This window comes from Candidatus Planktophila versatilis, from assembly GCF_002288105.1.
GTDB lineage: Bacteria > Actinomycetota > Actinomycetes > Nanopelagicales > Nanopelagicaceae > Planktophila > Planktophila versatilis.
Map to the genome: position 1 here is coordinate 666,563 of NZ_CP016774.1, position 16,885 is coordinate 683,447.

Genomic DNA, 16,885 nt, shown 5'->3' on the forward strand with positions numbered 1-16,885 from the left:
TGGATTAACCTAACTGATGGAGGGCATGGTCGAGTAGTTCTTGTGCAAGCGTGTCTTTGGTGGTCTTGGCCACTTTATAACTGGCACCAGCGCTGGTGAAAATCTCGCCAAAAGTTGTCTCGCTATTGAAGATATCTCCCCCAGAAACATCATTGAGATAGAGGATATCCGCACCCTTAGCCAACATCTTGCTTTGGGCTGCAGTTGCGTCATGGGAAGTCTCTGCCGCAAAAGCCACGACTACTTGCTTGACCTTAACGTCATGAAGACTCTTGAGAATATCCACATTTTCCGTCAGATTGATCGTAGCAAGTGAAGCCTTCTTAATCTTTGAATCCTGCATCTGTTCAGGACGCGCATCCGCAACTGCTGCCGCCATCACCAGAACATCACACTGCGAAAATTCTCGATGTAAAGCATCGTGCATCTCAGATGCCGTTTTTACATGAATAGTTTGTACACCTTCAATATCTGGCAGTGAAGCATTTGCCGATACGAGTACAACATCTGCCCCTCGTCGAAGTGCCTGCAGGGCAACGGCGTAACCTTGTTTCCCAGAAGATTGGTTTCCGATAAAACGAATGGGATCTATTGGTTCCCGAGTACCGCCTGCGCTCACCAGCACTCTCCTGCCTAAGTAATCGGATTTAGCTTGAGCTAAATCCGAGAAAGCTTGCAGAATTTTGGCTGTCTCTGGAAATCTCCCTTGGCCCACATCTCCGCTGGTGAGTGCTCCGACGTCGGGATCTAGGACGTGATACCCACGCTCTCGCAATACTCGCACATTTGCTGTTGTCGCTTGATCACTCCACATATTTGGATGCATTGCCGGAACTATCAAAACTGGAACGTTAGCTGCCAGGATGACATTAGTCAGAAGATCATCGGCTCGACCTGCGGCCATTCTTGCTATCAAATCGGCAGTCGCCGGAGCGATGATGATGAAATCAGCCTTTTTTGCTAACGAGACATGGCGAACTTCTTCTACACTCTCAAAAACTTCGGTAGTGACTGCACGCCCAGAAAGAGCTTCCCATGTTGCCGCGCCCACGAAATTCAAACTCGAAGGAGTTGGAACGACCGTTACGAGGAAACCAATATCTTGCAGGCGACGCAGTAAATCGCAAGATTTATAGGCAGCTATACCGCCGCCAACACCGAGAATTACTTCGCGGCCATGTCCTTGCATAACTATTGTGGCGCTAATTAAGCAGTTGGCTCAAGATTTTCGATTGTCAGCAAACCTTCGTTAATCTCACGAAGTGCAATCGATAGTGGCTTCTCGTGAACGTGTGTGTCCACAAGTGGTCCCACGTACTCAAGAAGGCCTTCACCTAATTGTGAATAGTAAGCATTAATCTGACGTGCACGCTTTGCAGCATAGAGAACCAGTGAATACTTTGATCCAGCCTTATCGAGAAGCTCATCGATAGGTGGGTTAGTGATTCCGTCCATGTGTGCACTCATGCATGTACTCCTAAAAAGTAATATTCGCCGAACTAGGCAGATGCCAATTCTATCAGGCTGGCAACCACCTTCTCGACCTCGTCATTTACCAGGACTTTATCGAAGAAAGAGGCTGCAGCGAGCTCTTCCTGCGCTAAGGCTAGACGTGAGGCCCTGCGTTCTGCGCTATCAGTGCCGCGGCCTTCTAAGCGCGAGACCAACTCCTCCCAACTAGGTGGTTCGAGAAAGACCAGTACTGACTCCGGAATCTTTTCCTTCACCTGTTTGGCTCCCTCAATCTCGATCTCCAGAAGAACACTTTGTCCAGCACTCAGTGCGGTTTCCACTGGTAATCGTGGTGTTCCATAACGAGCTCCAGCAAATTCGGCCCATTCTAGAAACTCATTGTTCTTAACTGCTGCATCAAATTGCGTTGCAGTTAAGTAGTGGTAGTCAACACCCGCAACTTCATTAAATCTTGCCGGACGAGTTGTCGCAGAGACAATGACAACAAAATCAGAGGCTTCCCGTAACTTCTTGGCGACTGTGCTCTTGCCTACTCCCCCAGGACCAGAGAGAACTATCAGCTTTCCTCTGCGCAGTGATGTCGGCAATTCAAATTCCTTTAGTAGCGCTGCTCGTTGGTAGCGTCCTAGCCCTTGAATCCGCCTCGTGCTGGAGATGTCAAGTTTTTCAAGTAACGCTTTACCGCGAATTTTACCCACACCACTCTTTGATTCCACCATCTCAAGAACTCGCATCTTGGCAATCACTTCATTGCTCTGAGCTAAAGCGATAACCTCAGAAATACTCAATTCACCACTTTTGATTCGAGATTTCACTGCAGAGCGCTCTTGTCTAGAAGCTTTCGCTTTCGCCAGGGCGCTAGCACGCTCGGCGGGAGTTAGTTGCGGCGGGGTACCCATGTTTTTAACTTACTGCAGAATATCTTCAGCGATTGTGCGCGCAGCGGTAGTCATAGCTTGCGCGCCTTGCGCCCACGCCTGTGTGATTGGACGTCCGATAACAACGTAGCTTGCGCCGGCGGCAATCGCTGCTCGAGGAGTCATTGTTCGCTTCTGATCATCACCTCCAGAACTACCTTCGGGGCGAACTCCAGGTGTGATGATCTGTGGTTCATTTCCAACGGCAGATCGGATTGCTGCAATCTCAAGCGGTGAACAGACGATGGCGCGAGCACCAGCTTCGGTAGACATCTTGGCAAGTGCAACCGCGCTCTCAAGTGCGTTATTTGCGAACCCAATTTCAAAGAGATCCTCCTCCGAAAGCGAAGTAAGGATCGTTACTGCCGTGACATCGGTAGTCGGAAGCGCTTGTACTGCCGCCGAAATCATCGCGCGTCCACCAGATGCATGAACGGTGAGGAATCTTGGCTTCAATGATTGAACCGCGGTCGCAGCAGCTCCCACTGTGTGTGGAATGTCATGCAGTTTCAAATCTAGGAAAATATCAGAATCGGTCACACCTTTAATACGCCTGACCCCTTCATGGCCGAAGGTGAGGAAAAATTCAAGACCCAACTTATAGACACTGACATGATCCTGGGTTGCCTCTATCCAACGTTGCGCCGTATCTAAATCCTGTGTATCAACCGCAAGAACTATCGGCGCTTTCATTGCGTCTCTTCTCTATGCGCATATCCAACGGCTTGTTGCATGGTAGCAAAGCCACGTGTTGCCAACAGTTCGCGCAGCTCGTTTTGAATAGTGATTAGCGCAGTAGGGTTACCGAAACTGGCAGTTCCTACCGAGATCGCTGATGCTCCGGCCAGAATAAGTTCGAGTGCATCGCGACCAGAGGAGACACCACCCATTCCCAATATTGGAACGTGAGGCAGCGCAGCATGTACCTGATAGATCGCTCGTACTGCTATCGGCTTAATCGCAGGTCCAGATAATCCGCCAGTTTTCCCACCTAAATGCGGTTTCATCGTCTCCAGATTTATCACCATGCCAAGAACGGTGTTTATCAGCGCCAGTGCATCAGCGCCAGCATCAACTACACCTTTGGCAATCTCTGGCAGACTAGTTACATCAGGTGATAGCTTTGCAATGATGGGAAGTTCCCCGCCTATAGTCTTTCGAACCCCGTCGATAACGCGCCTGGAAGCATCGGGGTCGCAGGCAAAGACCAAACCTCGGTTTTCCACGTTCGGACAAGAAATGTTCACTTCTAAAGCACTGATCCCAGAGGCCGATCTAATTTTACGAGCTAGTGTTGAATATTCTTCGATCGTCTCTCCTGCAATCGAAACTACCACTCGAGCTTTTTGTTCAAGCAGCCACGGTAGATCGTTTGCAAGGAAGGCATCAATTCCTGGACCTTGTAGCCCGATTGAGTTAAGCATTCCCGATGGTGTTTCCGCCATACGTGGAGTCGGGCGACCATGACGCGGCTTTGTCATCACTGATTTAGTAACGATTGCTCCCACATCTTTAAGTGCAAAGAATTGTGATAACTCCTTGCCACTGCTGGCACAACCACTTGCGGTAAAAATTGGGGTGGGAAACCAAGCATTTGCCAACGTTGTGGACATATCTACCGGAAGGGTCATTGGTGCGCCTCCGGAATACGTCCCACGAGATCCCATTGAACGTGAGAGCCATCCATCACCGGACCATCAATACAAGAGCGCAGCATCGAAGTTGAACCGTCTTCATTTCGAACCGGTAGGACACAGGTCATGCAAATTCCGATACCGCATGCCATCGATTCCTCAACTGCACATTGATGAATCACTTCAGTATTTGCAACCAGCTCGGTTATCGCTCGAAGCATTCCCATCGGACCACATGAATAAATCACATCAATACTTCGATTGGAGATGATCTCCAGGAGTGATTCTGTCACTCGCCCTTTCTCTCCCATTGAACCGTCTTCGGTGTAAATCTTGAGCGAGTTAACAGAACGCTTACCCTCCATAGGTGCATAAATCTTGGTACCGATACTGGCACCTAGCAACATATCAACCTTGCATCCGCGATTCTTCAGTACATCTGCGAGTCCAAATAGCGGCGCCGAACCATAGCCACCTCCAACAAGTAGCGCATTGATTGGCTCTGTTGGTATTCCAAATGATGTTCCCAGCGGGGCAACGATGTCGAGCTCTGAACCCTCAGGTTGCGCACATAACCACTTTGAGCCTGAGCCATGAGGGGCAACGATAAGTTCCATCGTTCCGCCATACTGACTGCTATCGGATACTCGAGAGATTGCAAAGGCGCGACGCAAAATCATTCGTGAGCTATCGCCACCAACGCTGATAGCAACGAAGTTTCCCGGGCGACAACTCTTAACCATCTCTCCCACGTTTATCAGAATCTGGTGATAGGCACCGACTCGTTTATTGGAGTGAATAGTCGCAATTTGTTGAACCGCGCTCTTATTGATCGTGTTCACTACTTGCCCAGCCACTCTTGAATAGGCTTCACCGGCATAGCCCCAGCTTGAATCGCTTTAATGCCTTCTACTGCGGCACTAAAGCCAGCTGTTGTGGTGATAATTGGTATCGATCGTTGCACTGATGCGGTTCTAATGGCCCATCCATCTGCGCGCGTTCCTCGGCCCACTGGAGTATTGATTACCAAATCGATATCACCAGCGTTGAGCATCTCAACGATTGTCTTCTCACCCATCGGTCCAGTTCCCTCAGAGTTCTTGCGCACACACACCACGCTCACGCCTGATTGTTCCAATAACTTCGCAGTTCCATCTGTTGCTAGCAATCTAAAGCCTAGTCCGGAGAGTTTACGTGCTGGTTCAACACCGGAGCTCTTGTCTTTATCAGCCAATGAGATAAAGACAGTTCCAGATTTAGGCAGTGGACCAAATGAACTTATCTGCGATTTTGCATAAGCTTCCCCGAAGTTATCTGCAATACCCATAACTTCTCCAGTAGAACGCATCTCTGGTCCAAGAACTGCATCCACACCTCGTCCATCTACTCTCCTGAATCGATTCCAAGGCAAGACCGCCTCTTTCACGCTAATGCCCTTTGCGATCGCATCACCCTCGGCTGGCAACATGGATTCAAGACGCAACTTGGCAATCGTTGATCCAAGTGAAATCCGGGCCGCAGCCGTTGCCAGCGGCACACCCGTTGCTTTGCTCACAAAAGGAACCGTGCGTGAAGCGCGTGGATTCGCCTCAAGAACATATAAAACCTTTTCGGCCATAGCGAATTGAATATTAATCAACCCTCGAACGCCAACACCCTGGGCAATCTTAAGAGTCGCCTCCCGGATAGCTTTGCGCTGATCTTCACTAATAGTCATCGCCGGAAGAACACAGGCGCTATCTCCTGAATGTATTCCCGCCTCTTCAATGTGTTCCATGATTCCACCCAAGAAGAGTTCCTGACCATCGTAGAGTGCATCAACATCTAATTCGATGGCAGAATCCAAGAATCTATCAACGAGAACTGGATGATCCGGAGTGATATCGGTAGCCCGGGCGATGAAGGATGAAAGGGATTCATCATCATAGACAATTTCCATACCTCGTCCGCCAAGAACAAAGCTCGGGCGAACGAGAACTGGGTAACCAATACGTTGGGCAATCGAGAGTGCTTCTAATTGTGTTGCTGCCATTCCAAACTCTGGCGCAGTAAGTCCCTGATCTGCCAAGACTTGGCCGAATGCACCACGTTCTTCCGCCAAATTAATTGCTTCCGGACTAGTTCCGAGAATCGTAACTCCGGCTGCTTTCAGACCTGCTGCAAGTCCAAGCGGGGTTTGTCCACCCAATTGGGTGATGACTCCCAACACTGGACCGGCAAGAGACTCCGCATGCACAACTTCAAGTACATCTTCTAAGGTCAATGGTTCAAAATAAAGACGATCACTGGTGTCGTAGTCGGTAGAAACAGTCTCCGGATTACAGTTGATCATAATCGTTTCAAAATCGGCTTCCCTCAAGGTGAATGAGGCATGGACGCAGGAGTAATCAAATTCAATGCCTTGACCAATTCGGTTCGGTCCGCTGCCTAAAATAATCACAGCCGGCCTTGTGCGCGGGCGCACCTCTGTCTCTTCTTCATAACTTGAATAATGATATGGAGTGAACGCTTCAAACTCTGCTGCGCATGTGTCTACCGTCTTATATATAGGGCGAATATTTTCATGATGACGGGCTTTGCGAATATCTTCCTCTGATACTCCCCGCAAGCGAGAAATTTGTATGTCGGAAAACCCCATACTTTTAGCTGCGCGCAACACATCTGCAGTTAACTCCCCTGGTTCAGCAATTCGCAAGGCTTCTTGATTAATCAATTCAATTTGGCGCAAGAACCAACGATCGATCTTGGTCGATGCGTAAATCTCTTCGATTGATGCCCCGCACCACATGGCGAGCTGAACCTGCTGAATTCGATACTCGGTGGGAATCTTCATAGATTCAAGAAGTGAACCTTTTTGGGAATCCGGGAAGTTCTTGGGGAATGTGAAGGTCGCCTCTTTACGCTCTAATGAACGAAGCGCTTTCATCAACGCTTCTGGAAAAGAACGTCCAATTGCCATTGCCTCTCCCACGCTCTTCATTGTGGTGGTCAAACGAGGATCCGCATCTTGGAACTTTTCAAAAGCAAATCTTGGTGCCTTCACAACAATGTAATCCAGGGTTGGCTCGAACGAAGCTGGAGTAACCTGTGTAATGTCATTCTTAATCTCATCCAGGGTGTAGCCGATTGCTAGTTTTGTTGCAATCTTTGCAATCGGGAAACCAGTTGCTTTGGAGGCCAGGGCGCTAGATCGTGACACTCGTGGATTCATCTCAATCACAATGATGCGCCCAGTATCAGGATTCACCGCAAATTGAATATTGCAACCGCCCGTATCAACGCCAACTTCGCGAATAATATCGATAGAGAGATTGCGAAGTTTTTGGAATTCAACATCAGTCAAAGTAAGCGCTGGTGCCACGGTAATTGAATCACCCGTATGAACACCCATTGGGTCAATATTTTCAATGCTGCAGACAATCACCACGTTATCCGCTCTATCACGCATAACCTCTAATTCATACTCTTTCCAGCCAATAATCGACTCTTCGATCAGAACTTCTGACGTCGGGCTATGTCTTAATCCAGCCCCTGCAATCTGTCGAAGTGTTGTTTCATCAAAGGCGATTCCTGAACCTAGCCCACCCATAGTAAAAGATGGTCGAATCACTACTGGGTAATTTAAGACGGCCACGGCGCCCATAACATCTTCAATGGTGTGACAGATAATTGATTTGGCTGACTCGCCACCAATCTTCTCAACAATAGTTCTAAATATTTCGCGATTCTCGCCACGTTCAATCGCCGCGACATCTGCGCCAATGAGCTTCACATTGTATTTAGCAAGTGTTCCTGCCTGGAATAATCCAATAGCTGCATTGAGCGCAGTCTGTCCCCCTAGTGTTGCAAGGACAGCATCTGGTCGCTCTTTTGCAATGATCCGCTCAATAAACTCCGGCGTAATGGGCTCTATATAAGTTGCATCCGCAAATTCAGGGTCAGTCATTATTGTTGCGGGATTCGAGTTCACTAAGATGACTCGAATACCCTCAGCCCGCAGGACTCGGCAAGCTTGCGTTCCGGAATAATCAAATTCACATGCCTGACCGATAACAATCGGGCCGGAACCAATTACTAAAACACTTTTGATTGACTCATCGCGTGCCATTACTTGGAAGCCGCCAATCTTGGATATCTAGCCATCATGTCTACAAACTGATCAAAGAGATAAGCAGCATCGTGAGGCCCAGCTGCTGCTTCCGGGTGGTACTGAACGCTAAAGGCTCCACGTTCAAGTAGTTCGATACCTTCCACAACACCGTCATTCAAACAGATGTGGGTCACTTGACCGAGGCCGTATACGGTGGAAAAACCTGAATCGGTAGGTGCTTTCAAAGCAAAGCCGTGGTTATGTGCCGTGATTTCAACCTTACCGCTTCGCTTATCAAGCACCGGTTGGTTAATTCCTCGATGGCCGAACTGCAATTTATAGGTTTCAAAGCCGAGTGCGCGACCAAGAATTTGATGTCCGAAGCAGATTCCGAAGATTGGAATCTCTTCCGAAAGTAGGCTTCGAACTAACTCAATAGTTTCAGTCATAGTTGCTGGATCTCCAGGACCGTTGGAGAGAAATACTCCATCTGGATTGATAGCCAAGATCTCATCGAGGGTGACGTTATAAGGCATGACATGTACTTCAATCCCGCGTTGCGCCATCGCTCGTGGCGTTGCCCCCTTTATCCCCAAATCAATTGCTGCAACGGTGTACTTCTTCACACCCTGTGCTGGGACAACATAGGTCTTTGGAGTTGAGACATCGGCGCACAGATAGGAACCAGCCATATCGGCTTGTTTGCGAACTTCCACAACCATCTCTTCACGAGTGAGGTCAAGACCAGAGAATATGCCGACCTTCATTGCTCCTCGATCACGTAGGTGACGAGTAATCGCACGTGTGTCCACCCCTTGAATACCAACAATTCCCTGGCTAATTAATTCCGATTCAAGATCTTTCTCACTGCGCCAATTACTGGTGACAGTCGATGGATTTCGAACAACAAAACCTGCCACCCAGTATTTGCTTGACTCGTTATCAAAGGTATTCACACCGGTATTGCCAATATGAGGCGCTGTCATCACCACAACTTGCTTGTGATACGACGGATCTGTCAACGTTTCTTGATAGCCAGTCATTCCGGTCTGAAAAACTGCTTCCCCAAATGTCTTACCGGTTGCAGCCCACGACTGACCCTGGAAGATTCGGCCGTCATCAAGAACGAAGAATGCTTGCGACACTATTTACTCCCTTCGTATGTCAATTTTCCACCAAAGACTGTAGCCATGATTACGCCCGGCAGCTCTAAGCCATGGAAGGGAGTATTTCGACTTCTAGATAAAACCAGATCTCGATCCACCCGGTGAGTTGCCGTCGGATTAATCACAGTGATGTGCGCCTTAGCTCCAACCGCAATCTCATGACCATGATTCTCATAGCGAGCAATCTGGGCCGGAGCAGAACTCATGCGCGTAGCAACCTGTTCCCAACTCATCAGGCCCGTCTGCACCATTGTCTGATTGACTATCGGGAGAGCGGTCTCAAGACCGAGCATTCCAAATGCTGCTTCCTGCCACTCGCATTCCTTGCTCTCGGTCGCATGCGGTGCATGATCGGTTGCCACAATATCGATGATGCCTTGTGCCAACCCCTCGCGCAGTGCCATCACGTCTTTTTCAGTTCTTAGCGGTGGGTTCACTTTATATACCGCGTCATAACTTCTAGCTAGCTCATCGGTGAGCAGTAAATGATGAGGAGTCACTTCCGCGGTCACCGCTATACCGCGCGCTTTCGCCCAACGAATTATCTCAACCCCACCAGCTGTTGTGACATGACAGATATGTAAGCGTGCCTGCAGGAAATCAGCCAGGAGAATATCGCGCGCAATAATCGCTTCTTCGGCGATTGCTGGCCAACCCTTTAAGCCAAGTTGGGATGAGACTATTCCCTCATTCATCTGCGCGCCTTGGGTCAGGCGTGGCTCTTGTGCATGCTGGGCGATGACACCATCAAAACCTTTAACATATTCAAGTGCATGTCGCATCACAAGTGCATCCGAGACGCAATTTCCATCATCACTAAAGACTCGCACTCGCGCCTCTGAATTGGCCATCGCACCAATATCCGCCAAGTTTTCACCAGCGAGACCTTGCGTCACAGCGCCAACCGGAAACACATCAACGATTCCCGCTTTTTGTCCTAAGCGATAGACATGTTCAACAACGCTAGCGTTATCTGCAACCGGTGTTGTGTTGGCCATCGCACTCACGGCAACATAACCACCTTTGGCAGCAGCTTTCGATCCAGAGAGAACTGTTTCCGCGCTCTCTTTACCAGGTTCACGCAGGTGAGTATGTAAATCAACAAGACCGGGAAGAATGATGCAATCTTTGGCATCAATTACTTGTGCGCCATCTGGCGCGCTCGGCAAAGTAGTTATTGAGGCAATAACACCATCTGTAATGCTGATATCAGCCTTAGTTCCGTTAGCGAGGGTTCCGCCTTTAATGAATAGCTTCTGGCTCATAGTCAGATCTCCAATTCCGCAGTTCCAGCAAGTAATAAGTACAAGATTGCCATTCTGACGCTGACACCATTTTTAACCTGCTCCACAATCACTGATCGGGCGCTGTCGGCGCTCTCAGCCGAAATCTCCACGCCACGATTCATTGGACCTGGGTGCATGACGATAGCGTTCGTTTTCATTTTCGAGAGTCGATCTTTATCGAGTCCGAAGAAGCGCGAGTACTCACGTGCGTTGGGCAGATACATCTCCGTCATTCGCTCGATCTGGATGCGCAGCATGATTACCGCATCAACCTCACCAATAACCGAGTCGAAGTCGTAAGAAACTTCTGCCGGCCACGACGAAACGCCAATAGGAAGCAGCGTTGGGGGCGCCACTAGAACTACTTTCGCTCCCAACATCGTAAGCAGCACGACATTGGAACGAGCAACACGTGAGTGCAAGATATCCCCCACGATTGCGATCCGAAGTCCAGTTAAATCCTCATTTCCCCGTGCGCAATGTTTACGAATAGTAAAGGCATCCAGCAGCGCCTGACTTGGGTGCTCGTGTGTTCCATCTCCGGCGTTAATCACAGAACCAGACATCCACTCACCCTTGGCTAAAGTGTGGGCAGCACCGGAGGCGTTGTGTCTGATAATGACCGCATCCGCTCCCATCGCTTGCAAAGTTTGAGCGGTATCTTTCAAGGACTCCCCTTTACTCAAACTCGAACCCTTGGCAGAGAAGTTGATGACGTCTGCCGATAATCGTTTTGCCGCTGCTTCAAAGGAGATGCGAGTTCTGGTGGAATCCTCAGCGAAGAGATTGACAATCGTTCTCCCGCGCAAGGTCGGTAGCTTCTTCATCGGACCATCAGATGCTCGAGCGAGTGTCTCTGCTGTATTCAAGATTGAAAGGGCATCGGTTTTTGTCAGATCGTTAATTGATAGTAAGTGGCGCATCATCCGGCCACCTCTTCCAGTAGTACTTCATCTGCGCCATCAGTTTCAACCAGATGCACTTTAATTATCTGTTGCGGTGATGTCGGTAGATTCTTTCCCACATAATCGGCCCTTATTGGTAGTTGACGGTGGCCCCGATCAACTAAGACCGCAAGTTGCACCGTCTTCGGTCGCCCTACTTCGCCCAGGGCATCTAGGGCGGCGCGGATAGTACGTCCTGAGAAGAGAACATCATCAATAAGAACTACGTTTCGGTTTTCAATCCCTGATGGCGGAATCCGCGTTGGAGCTAGAGCTCGCGGAGCACGTAGTCGCAGGTCGTCGCGATGCATGGTGATATCAAGAGTTCCGCACTCAACCGGGGCTCCTGCGATTGATTCAATCGCAGCAGCGATCCGAAGTGCCAAGTGGGCGCCGCGAGTCGGAATTCCTAAGAGAGTTACTGTCTCAGAACCTAAGTTTCGTTCGAGAATTTCATGGGCAATGCGAGTAATGGCGCGCGTCATATCTGGCGCAGGCAGGGCAACACTCATCTAAATCTCCTTCCCCGCCTCGCAGGACGGGTCGTTAAAGGATGCGGCGCAATGATACCAGCCCCAGCAGAGCTCTGTGGATAGCCAAAACTCCCGTGTCCGCCCAACCCATACCCTCGCTGGATGTATCAACAACCCACAGTGAACGAGATTAATTCCACACTTCGCGCAATCAGACACTCCAAGTCACTCTCCCTTTCCGATGTGGAAACCCTTAGTCAGGGCCGGATCAAGGCCGTTGTCTTAGGTTCATACGAACGAGGAGCACGCTCTTTGAGTGTCAAGCGCGCACTGCAGATAGCCGCGCTCTACCAGGTGCCGATTTCGGAGATATTCGGCAACTCTGAAAATAGAGAGCGGAGTTACGGGTCGAAAATCATTCTCGATTTACGCCTTATCAATCACCGAGTACAACAAGAAGGCCGAAACGAGATGGCGAAATACATCAATCTCTCCAGGCTGCTGCAGAAAATAGTGCGTACGAGGCAAGATTGGAATGGTGAAGTTATTTCCTTGCGAATAACTGACATTGCAACGCTGGCCATACTCTTCGACGAGAGCGAAGACGATGTGACGAAATGGCTTGAGCGGGAAACGCTCCTACTGAGAATTCGCTAATTAACGGGCGATGCTGGCTTTGATAGTGGAAATTCTTCCCAAAACGCCATGAATATATCCCGCTGACTCATCGGTGGAAAGATCCCTTGCCAGATTCAGTGCCTCATCGATAGCAACCGCATCTTCCACATCATCTGACCAGATGATCTCGTAGATAGCAAGGCGAAGAATATTGCGATCAACAGCTGGAAGACGATCCATATCCCAGCCTTGGGCATAGGTTGCAATCAGTTCATCGATCTTTCGTCGGTTTTCGGTAATGCCGCCAATGAGCGCTTTTGTGAAATCTCTTATCGGCCTTGCATCTGGCCCCTCATCCGGAATATCGCGAAGAACCAATAAATCAGCTGCCAATGAACCACGGATATCTGACTCGTAAAGCAGATCTAACGTCTGTTTACGAGCTTTACTGCGAGCCGACACTAGTTGGCGCGACCCAGATAAGAACCATCGCGTGTGTCAACAAGAACAATCTCATCTTGCTTAATAAACAATGGAACCTGAATCTGAATCCCGGTCTCAACGGTTGCTGGCTTTGTTCCACCGGAAGAGCGATCGCCCTGGAGTCCTGGTTCAGTGTAAGTAATTTTAAGTGGGACGGATGCGGCTAACTCCAGGTAGAGCGGGTTTCCTTCGTGAATCGCGACTATCGCTTCGGTGTTTTCTAGCATGTAATTTGAAGCCTCACCAACGGTGGCTGCCGAGATAGTCATCTGATCAAAATTTACATTATCCATAAATACGAAATCATCGCCTTCCTTATATAGGAAGTTCATCTCACGCTTTTCGAGGATCGCAATCTCAATCTTGACACCTGCGTTAAATGTCTTATCCACAACTTTGCCTGTCATTACTTGCTTAAGCTTTGTGCGAACGAATGCTGGGCCTTTGCCGGGCTTAACGTGCTGAAATTCAACCACAGTCCATAGCTGACCATCGATATCAAGTGTCATGCCATTTTTTAGATCATTTGTAGTTGCCACGATAACCCCAGTTCATGCCTTCGCCCATCGAAGTGCAATAGAGAGCGAACTTTACCTCATCAAATTATGTAAGAAGTGCCTTCAAGGCGATGAGCGCTAGTACATATGAATTTGGCCCAAATCCACCGATAGTTCCATTTGCCACACCGGAAATAACCGAGGTATGACGGAATTCTTCACGAGCAAGCGGGTTCGATAGATGCACTTCGATGAGAGGTGCCTTAACCAGATCTGCGGCATCACGAATTGCATACGAGTAGTGAGTAAAGGCAGCTGGGTTGATAATGACTGGAGTCTTAGTATCGGCAGCTTCATGTAACCAGCCGATAATCTCGGACTCATCATTGCTCTGGCGAACATCGGCCTCAAAGCCATGAGTCCTTGCAGCGTTTTCAATATGACTCACCAATGCTGGATATGTCATATCCCCGTAGATGGAAGAATCTCGAATGTCGAGCCGCCCGAGATTTGGACCATTAAGAACTAATACCTTCATTGGCTAACCTTCTCATATGCGGCTAGGAGTTGGTCGTCAGTTACCGATTCGACTCTCTCAGTTTTGGCTATCTCGGAGATCACCACAAAACGAATCTGCTTTCCGCGTGATTTCTTATCTACTCTCATGGTAGCCAGAAGGTTTAGCCAATCCCCTTCCATATAGCGAACAGGTAGGCCCAACTGACTGAGTACCTTGACGTGTTGATCGACTAACTCTTGGTTCATTCGGCCAAGTGAGTGAGCTAAGTGGGCCACATAGATCATTCCAATAGCCACGCACTCTCCATGACGAAGTGAGTACTTGCTCTCTAACTCCACTGCATGACCAAATGTGTGTCCGTAATTGAGAATCTCGCGTTCGAAACTCTCCTTGAAGTCAGCAGAGACTACATCCGCCTTGACGCTAATCGCTCTATGGATCAGATCCACTGTGAGTTCACGGGATTCACGAATATTTGCGATGCTCTTATCCGCAATCAAAGCAAGAATCTGCGGGTCACGAATGAATCCGCACTTAACAACCTCTGCCAGGCCTGCTGCAAAATCACGATCACTGAGCGTCGACAACCATTGTGGGTCGATAATCACTTCTATCGGAGAATGAAAAGCCCCAATCAGGTTCTTTCCAAAATCGCTATTTATTCCGGTCTTGCCACCAACTGCTGCATCAACCATTCCTGACACAGTGGTTGGAACTGCTATCCAATCTAATCCGCGCAACCACGAAGCGGCAGCAAAACCGGCGAAATCCGTCACTGCTCCCCCACCGATTGCGACAATCAAATCCGAGCGCGTAAATCCGGCTGATCCCAACCAATCCCAAACCCTAAGAAGAGTCTCTGAGCTCTTACCTTTCTCCGAATCAGGAATCCTGAAATAGAAAACTTCCGAATCTTGCGCATCAATCTGAGGGATAGAAGCTTTCATCGATTCTGAGAAAATAACAGCAATTCGCTCGCGCTCTTTGAAATGGGGTGCCAGCGCCTGCAAATATGGCGTGTCAACTAATACCGAGTAGTTACGTTCTGCGCGAACATCAATGCTTTTCATGCGAGAACCTCAAGTATCTGCGCCACGATTTCACTCTGAGAGCGTTTATTCACGTCAACGACTGTATCGGCTATTGCCTCGTAAATAGGCCGGCGCGCTTCCATCAGCGTCTGCCATTGTCCTCGGGGATTATTGAGAAGCAAAGGACGATCACGATTGAAACCGATACGAGGCGCAACGTTGGCTAAAGAGATATCAAGATATACAACATGGGATGAAGTCGCTGTTAGTGCAGATTGCGCCTCGGTAGAAATCGGAGCCCCGCCACCAAGAGCTAACACCGTGTCGCTCGCCTTAAGTTCTTGATGCAAAACCTCTCGTTCTATGGCGCGAAAGGCAGCTTCTCCATCCTCGATGAAGATTTGTGAGACTGACTTGTTCTCTCGTTGTTCAATGACAGAATCCGTATCGCGAAATTCCAACGAGAGTTTATTCGCAAGTGATTTTCCAATTGTGGACTTTCCTGAACCCATAGGACCAATGAGAATTATTCGCGGGGCCATGGCTTGGCCTACTTGAAACGCAGATTCTTCATATATGACTCAAAATTTCGACGCACTTCCTGAACCGAATCGCCACCGAACTTTTCAAGAACAGCTTCAGCGAGAACTAGCGCTGCCATCGCCTCTGCTACAACTCCTGACGCAGGAACAGCGCAGACATCAGATCGCTGATTAATAGCTTTGGCAGCCTCACCAGTCTTGACATCAATAGTGTCTAAGGCTTTAGGAACGGTTGAAATTGGTTTCATTGCGATAGAGACTCGCAAAATCTCACCGTTAGACATTCCACCTTCTGTACCCCCAGCGCGATCAGTACGTCTTGCGATGTGGCCATCTTTCGCGCGTTCAATTTCATCGTGAGCAACTGAGCCTCGACGAGTAGCAGTTCTAAAACCGTCACCAATCTCAACACCTTTAATCGCTTGAATTCCCATCATCGCAGCGGCAAGGCGGGCATCTAACCTACGATCCCAATGAACATGTGAACCTAAACCTGGAGGTAGATTGTAAGCAAGTACTTCACAGACGCCACCTAAGGTATCTCCATCAGCGTGTGCGCCTTCAATCTCGGAAATCATCTTCGCACTTGTTGCCGGGTCGGCACAACGCACGGGATCTTCATCGATTCGCGCCATATCGTTCTCACCCGGCAGTTCATAACCATCAGGAATACGAACGCTTCCAATAGAAACTACGTGGCTAAGAATAGTTATCCCGACTGACTGTTCTAAGAATTTTCTAGCTATAGCACCAAGTGCCACACGTGAAGCTGTTTCACGCGCGCTAGCTCTCTCCAAGATAGGTCTTGCATCATCGAAATCGTATTTTTGCATTCCTACTAAATCAGCGTGTCCTGGTCGAGGTCTGGTCAGCGGTGCATTGCGCGCTAAATTCTCAATTTCATCAAGTGGAACGGGATCTGCTGACATAACTTTTTCCCACTTAGGCCACTCACTGTTTCCCACCTGTATTGCAATCGGACCACCTTGGGTTAAACCCAATCGGATTCCACCAAGAATGGTTACCTTATCGGCCTCAAAATTCTGTCGAGCTCCACGACCAACTCCAAGTCTGCGGCGCGCTAAATGAAAATCGATATCAGAAGTGGTCACCTGCACATGAGCTGGGACGCCTTCAATAATTGCTGAAAGGGCCTGACCATGAGATTCGCCTGCTGTGATCCAACGCATGTGCCTATTCTTGCAGAAAGT

General features: G+C 49.0%; 18 protein-coding genes. 1 reads left to right on the plus strand and 17 read right to left on the minus strand.

What is annotated here, in order from left to right; genetic code table 11:
* Positions 1–4: 4 nt before the first annotated feature.
* The 11 genes from coaBC to pyrR are packed head-to-tail and all read right to left on the minus strand — an operon-like array spanning position 5 to position 12,022.
* The gene (gene coaBC / locus A1sIA79_RS03380; protein ID WP_095674822.1) at positions 5–1,189 is read right to left on the minus strand and encodes a bifunctional phosphopantothenoylcysteine decarboxylase/phosphopantothenate--cysteine ligase CoaBC; all 1,185 of its coding nucleotides are present in this window, start codon (positions 1,187–1,189) and stop codon (positions 5–7) included.
* 17 nt (positions 1,190–1,206) lie between these two features.
* Positions 1,207–1,467 carry a DNA-directed RNA polymerase subunit omega gene (gene rpoZ / locus A1sIA79_RS03385; protein ID WP_017955438.1) on the minus strand — a complete coding sequence of 87 codons (261 nt, stop codon included), beginning with the start codon at positions 1,465–1,467 and terminating at the stop codon, positions 1,207–1,209.
* Positions 1,468–1,499: 32 nt separating this feature from the next.
* On the minus strand, positions 1,500–2,372 hold the full coding sequence (gmk, locus tag A1sIA79_RS03390; RefSeq protein ID WP_095674823.1) for a guanylate kinase: 873 nt from the start codon (positions 2,370–2,372) through the stop codon (positions 1,500–1,502).
* Positions 2,373–2,381: 9 nt separating this feature from the next.
* Positions 2,382–3,083, minus strand: a complete 702-nt coding sequence (gene pyrF, locus A1sIA79_RS03395; RefSeq protein WP_095674824.1) for an orotidine-5'-phosphate decarboxylase — start codon at positions 3,081–3,083, stop codon at positions 2,382–2,384.
* Positions 3,080–4,021 carry a dihydroorotate dehydrogenase gene (locus A1sIA79_RS03400; protein ID WP_095674825.1) on the minus strand — a complete coding sequence of 314 codons (942 nt, stop codon included), beginning with the start codon at positions 4,019–4,021 and terminating at the stop codon, positions 3,080–3,082. The genes pyrF and A1sIA79_RS03400 overlap by 4 nt, the downstream gene beginning before the upstream one ends.
* Positions 4,018–4,866, minus strand: coding sequence for a dihydroorotate dehydrogenase electron transfer subunit (locus tag A1sIA79_RS03405; RefSeq protein ID WP_095674826.1), 849 nt, complete (start codon positions 4,864–4,866; stop codon positions 4,018–4,020). Before A1sIA79_RS03405 ends, A1sIA79_RS03400 begins: the two co-directional genes overlap by 4 nt.
* Positions 4,866–8,132, minus strand: a complete 3,267-nt coding sequence (carB, locus tag A1sIA79_RS03410) for a carbamoyl-phosphate synthase large subunit (RefSeq protein ID WP_095674827.1) — start codon at positions 8,130–8,132, stop codon at positions 4,866–4,868. Before carB ends, A1sIA79_RS03405 begins: the two co-directional genes overlap by 1 nt.
* Positions 8,132–9,259, minus strand: a complete 1,128-nt coding sequence (carA, locus tag A1sIA79_RS03415) for a glutamine-hydrolyzing carbamoyl-phosphate synthase small subunit (protein WP_095674828.1) — start codon at positions 9,257–9,259, stop codon at positions 8,132–8,134. Before carA ends, carB begins: the two co-directional genes overlap by 1 nt.
* Complete coding sequence (locus tag A1sIA79_RS03420) at positions 9,259–10,545, minus strand: dihydroorotase (RefSeq protein ID WP_095674829.1); 1,287 nt, start codon at positions 10,543–10,545, stop codon at positions 9,259–9,261. Before A1sIA79_RS03420 ends, carA begins: the two co-directional genes overlap by 1 nt.
* Positions 10,546–10,547: 2 nt before the next feature.
* The gene (locus A1sIA79_RS03425) at positions 10,548–11,489 is read right to left on the minus strand and encodes an aspartate carbamoyltransferase catalytic subunit (RefSeq protein WP_095675484.1); all 942 of its coding nucleotides are present in this window, start codon (positions 11,487–11,489) and stop codon (positions 10,548–10,550) included.
* Positions 11,489–12,022 carry a bifunctional pyr operon transcriptional regulator/uracil phosphoribosyltransferase PyrR gene (gene pyrR, locus A1sIA79_RS03430; RefSeq protein WP_095674830.1) on the minus strand — a complete coding sequence of 178 codons (534 nt, stop codon included), beginning with the start codon at positions 12,020–12,022 and terminating at the stop codon, positions 11,489–11,491. Before pyrR ends, A1sIA79_RS03425 begins: the two co-directional genes overlap by 1 nt.
* A 123-nt stretch (positions 12,023–12,145) precedes the next feature.
* Between pyrR and A1sIA79_RS03435 the strand changes: the two genes are divergently transcribed.
* Positions 12,146–12,640 (plus strand): hypothetical protein, encoded by a 495-nt coding sequence (locus A1sIA79_RS03435; RefSeq protein ID WP_150122980.1) that lies wholly within the window; start codon positions 12,146–12,148, stop codon positions 12,638–12,640.
* Here A1sIA79_RS03435 and nusB read toward each other — a convergent pair whose 3' ends face one another.
* From nusB to aroC, 6 genes are all read right to left on the minus strand, one after another.
* Positions 12,641–13,063: a transcription antitermination factor NusB gene (gene nusB, locus A1sIA79_RS03440; protein WP_095674832.1), complete on the minus strand. Its 423-nt coding sequence runs from the start codon at positions 13,061–13,063 to the stop codon at positions 12,641–12,643. It lies immediately after the preceding gene.
* A complete protein-coding gene (gene efp, locus A1sIA79_RS03445; protein ID WP_095674833.1) occupies positions 13,063–13,623 on the minus strand; it encodes an elongation factor P in 561 nt (186 codons plus the stop codon). The genes nusB and efp overlap by 1 nt, the downstream gene beginning before the upstream one ends.
* Before the next feature lie 64 nt (positions 13,624–13,687).
* The gene (aroQ, locus tag A1sIA79_RS03450) at positions 13,688–14,119 is read right to left on the minus strand and encodes a type II 3-dehydroquinate dehydratase (protein WP_095674834.1); all 432 of its coding nucleotides are present in this window, start codon (positions 14,117–14,119) and stop codon (positions 13,688–13,690) included.
* Positions 14,116–15,171 (minus strand): 3-dehydroquinate synthase, encoded by a 1,056-nt coding sequence (gene aroB, locus A1sIA79_RS03455; RefSeq protein ID WP_095674835.1) that lies wholly within the window; start codon positions 15,169–15,171, stop codon positions 14,116–14,118. Before aroB ends, aroQ begins: the two co-directional genes overlap by 4 nt.
* Positions 15,168–15,674 (minus strand): shikimate kinase, encoded by a 507-nt coding sequence (locus A1sIA79_RS03460; RefSeq protein ID WP_095674836.1) that lies wholly within the window; start codon positions 15,672–15,674, stop codon positions 15,168–15,170. Before A1sIA79_RS03460 ends, aroB begins: the two co-directional genes overlap by 4 nt.
* A gap of 8 nt (positions 15,675–15,682) precedes the next feature.
* The gene (gene aroC / locus A1sIA79_RS03465; RefSeq protein WP_095674837.1) at positions 15,683–16,864 is read right to left on the minus strand and encodes a chorismate synthase; all 1,182 of its coding nucleotides are present in this window, start codon (positions 16,862–16,864) and stop codon (positions 15,683–15,685) included.
* Positions 16,865–16,885: the final 21 nt, after the last annotated feature.

Excerpts from the sequence above, each read along its gene's own strand:
- coaBC (WP_095674822.1), bottom strand. The coding sequence starts at position 1,189 with ATGCAAGGACATGGCCGCGAAGTAATTCTCGGTGTTGGCGGCGGTATA.
- rpoZ (WP_017955438.1), bottom strand. The coding sequence starts at position 1,467 with ATGAGTGCACACATGGACGGAATCACTAACCCACCTATCGATGAGCTT.
- gmk (WP_095674823.1), bottom strand. The coding sequence starts at position 2,372 with ATGGGTACCCCGCCGCAACTAACTCCCGCCGAGCGTGCTAGCGCCCTG.
- pyrF (WP_095674824.1), bottom strand. The coding sequence starts at position 3,083 with ATGAAAGCGCCGATAGTTCTTGCGGTTGATACACAGGATTTAGATACG.
- A1sIA79_RS03400 (WP_095674825.1), bottom strand. The coding sequence starts at position 4,021 with ATGACCCTTCCGGTAGATATGTCCACAACGTTGGCAAATGCTTGGTTT.
- carB (WP_095674827.1), bottom strand. The coding sequence starts at position 8,132 with ATGGCACGCGATGAGTCAATCAAAAGTGTTTTAGTAATTGGTTCCGGC.
- A1sIA79_RS03420 (WP_095674829.1), bottom strand. The coding sequence starts at position 10,545 with ATGAGCCAGAAGCTATTCATTAAAGGCGGAACCCTCGCTAACGGAACT.
- A1sIA79_RS03425 (WP_095675484.1), bottom strand. The coding sequence starts at position 11,489 with ATGCGCCACTTACTATCAATTAACGATCTGACAAAAACCGATGCCCTT.
- pyrR (WP_095674830.1), bottom strand. The coding sequence starts at position 12,022 with ATGAGTGTTGCCCTGCCTGCGCCAGATATGACGCGCGCCATTACTCGC.
- A1sIA79_RS03435 (WP_150122980.1), top strand. The coding sequence starts at position 12,146 with ATGTATCAACAACCCACAGTGAACGAGATTAATTCCACACTTCGCGCA.
- aroQ (WP_095674834.1), bottom strand. The coding sequence starts at position 14,119 with ATGAAGGTATTAGTTCTTAATGGTCCAAATCTCGGGCGGCTCGACATT.
- aroB (WP_095674835.1), bottom strand. The coding sequence starts at position 15,171 with ATGAAAAGCATTGATGTTCGCGCAGAACGTAACTACTCGGTATTAGTT.
- A1sIA79_RS03460 (WP_095674836.1), bottom strand. The coding sequence starts at position 15,674 with ATGGCCCCGCGAATAATTCTCATTGGTCCTATGGGTTCAGGAAAGTCC.
- aroC (WP_095674837.1), bottom strand. The coding sequence starts at position 16,864 with ATGCGTTGGATCACAGCAGGCGAATCTCATGGTCAGGCCCTTTCAGCA.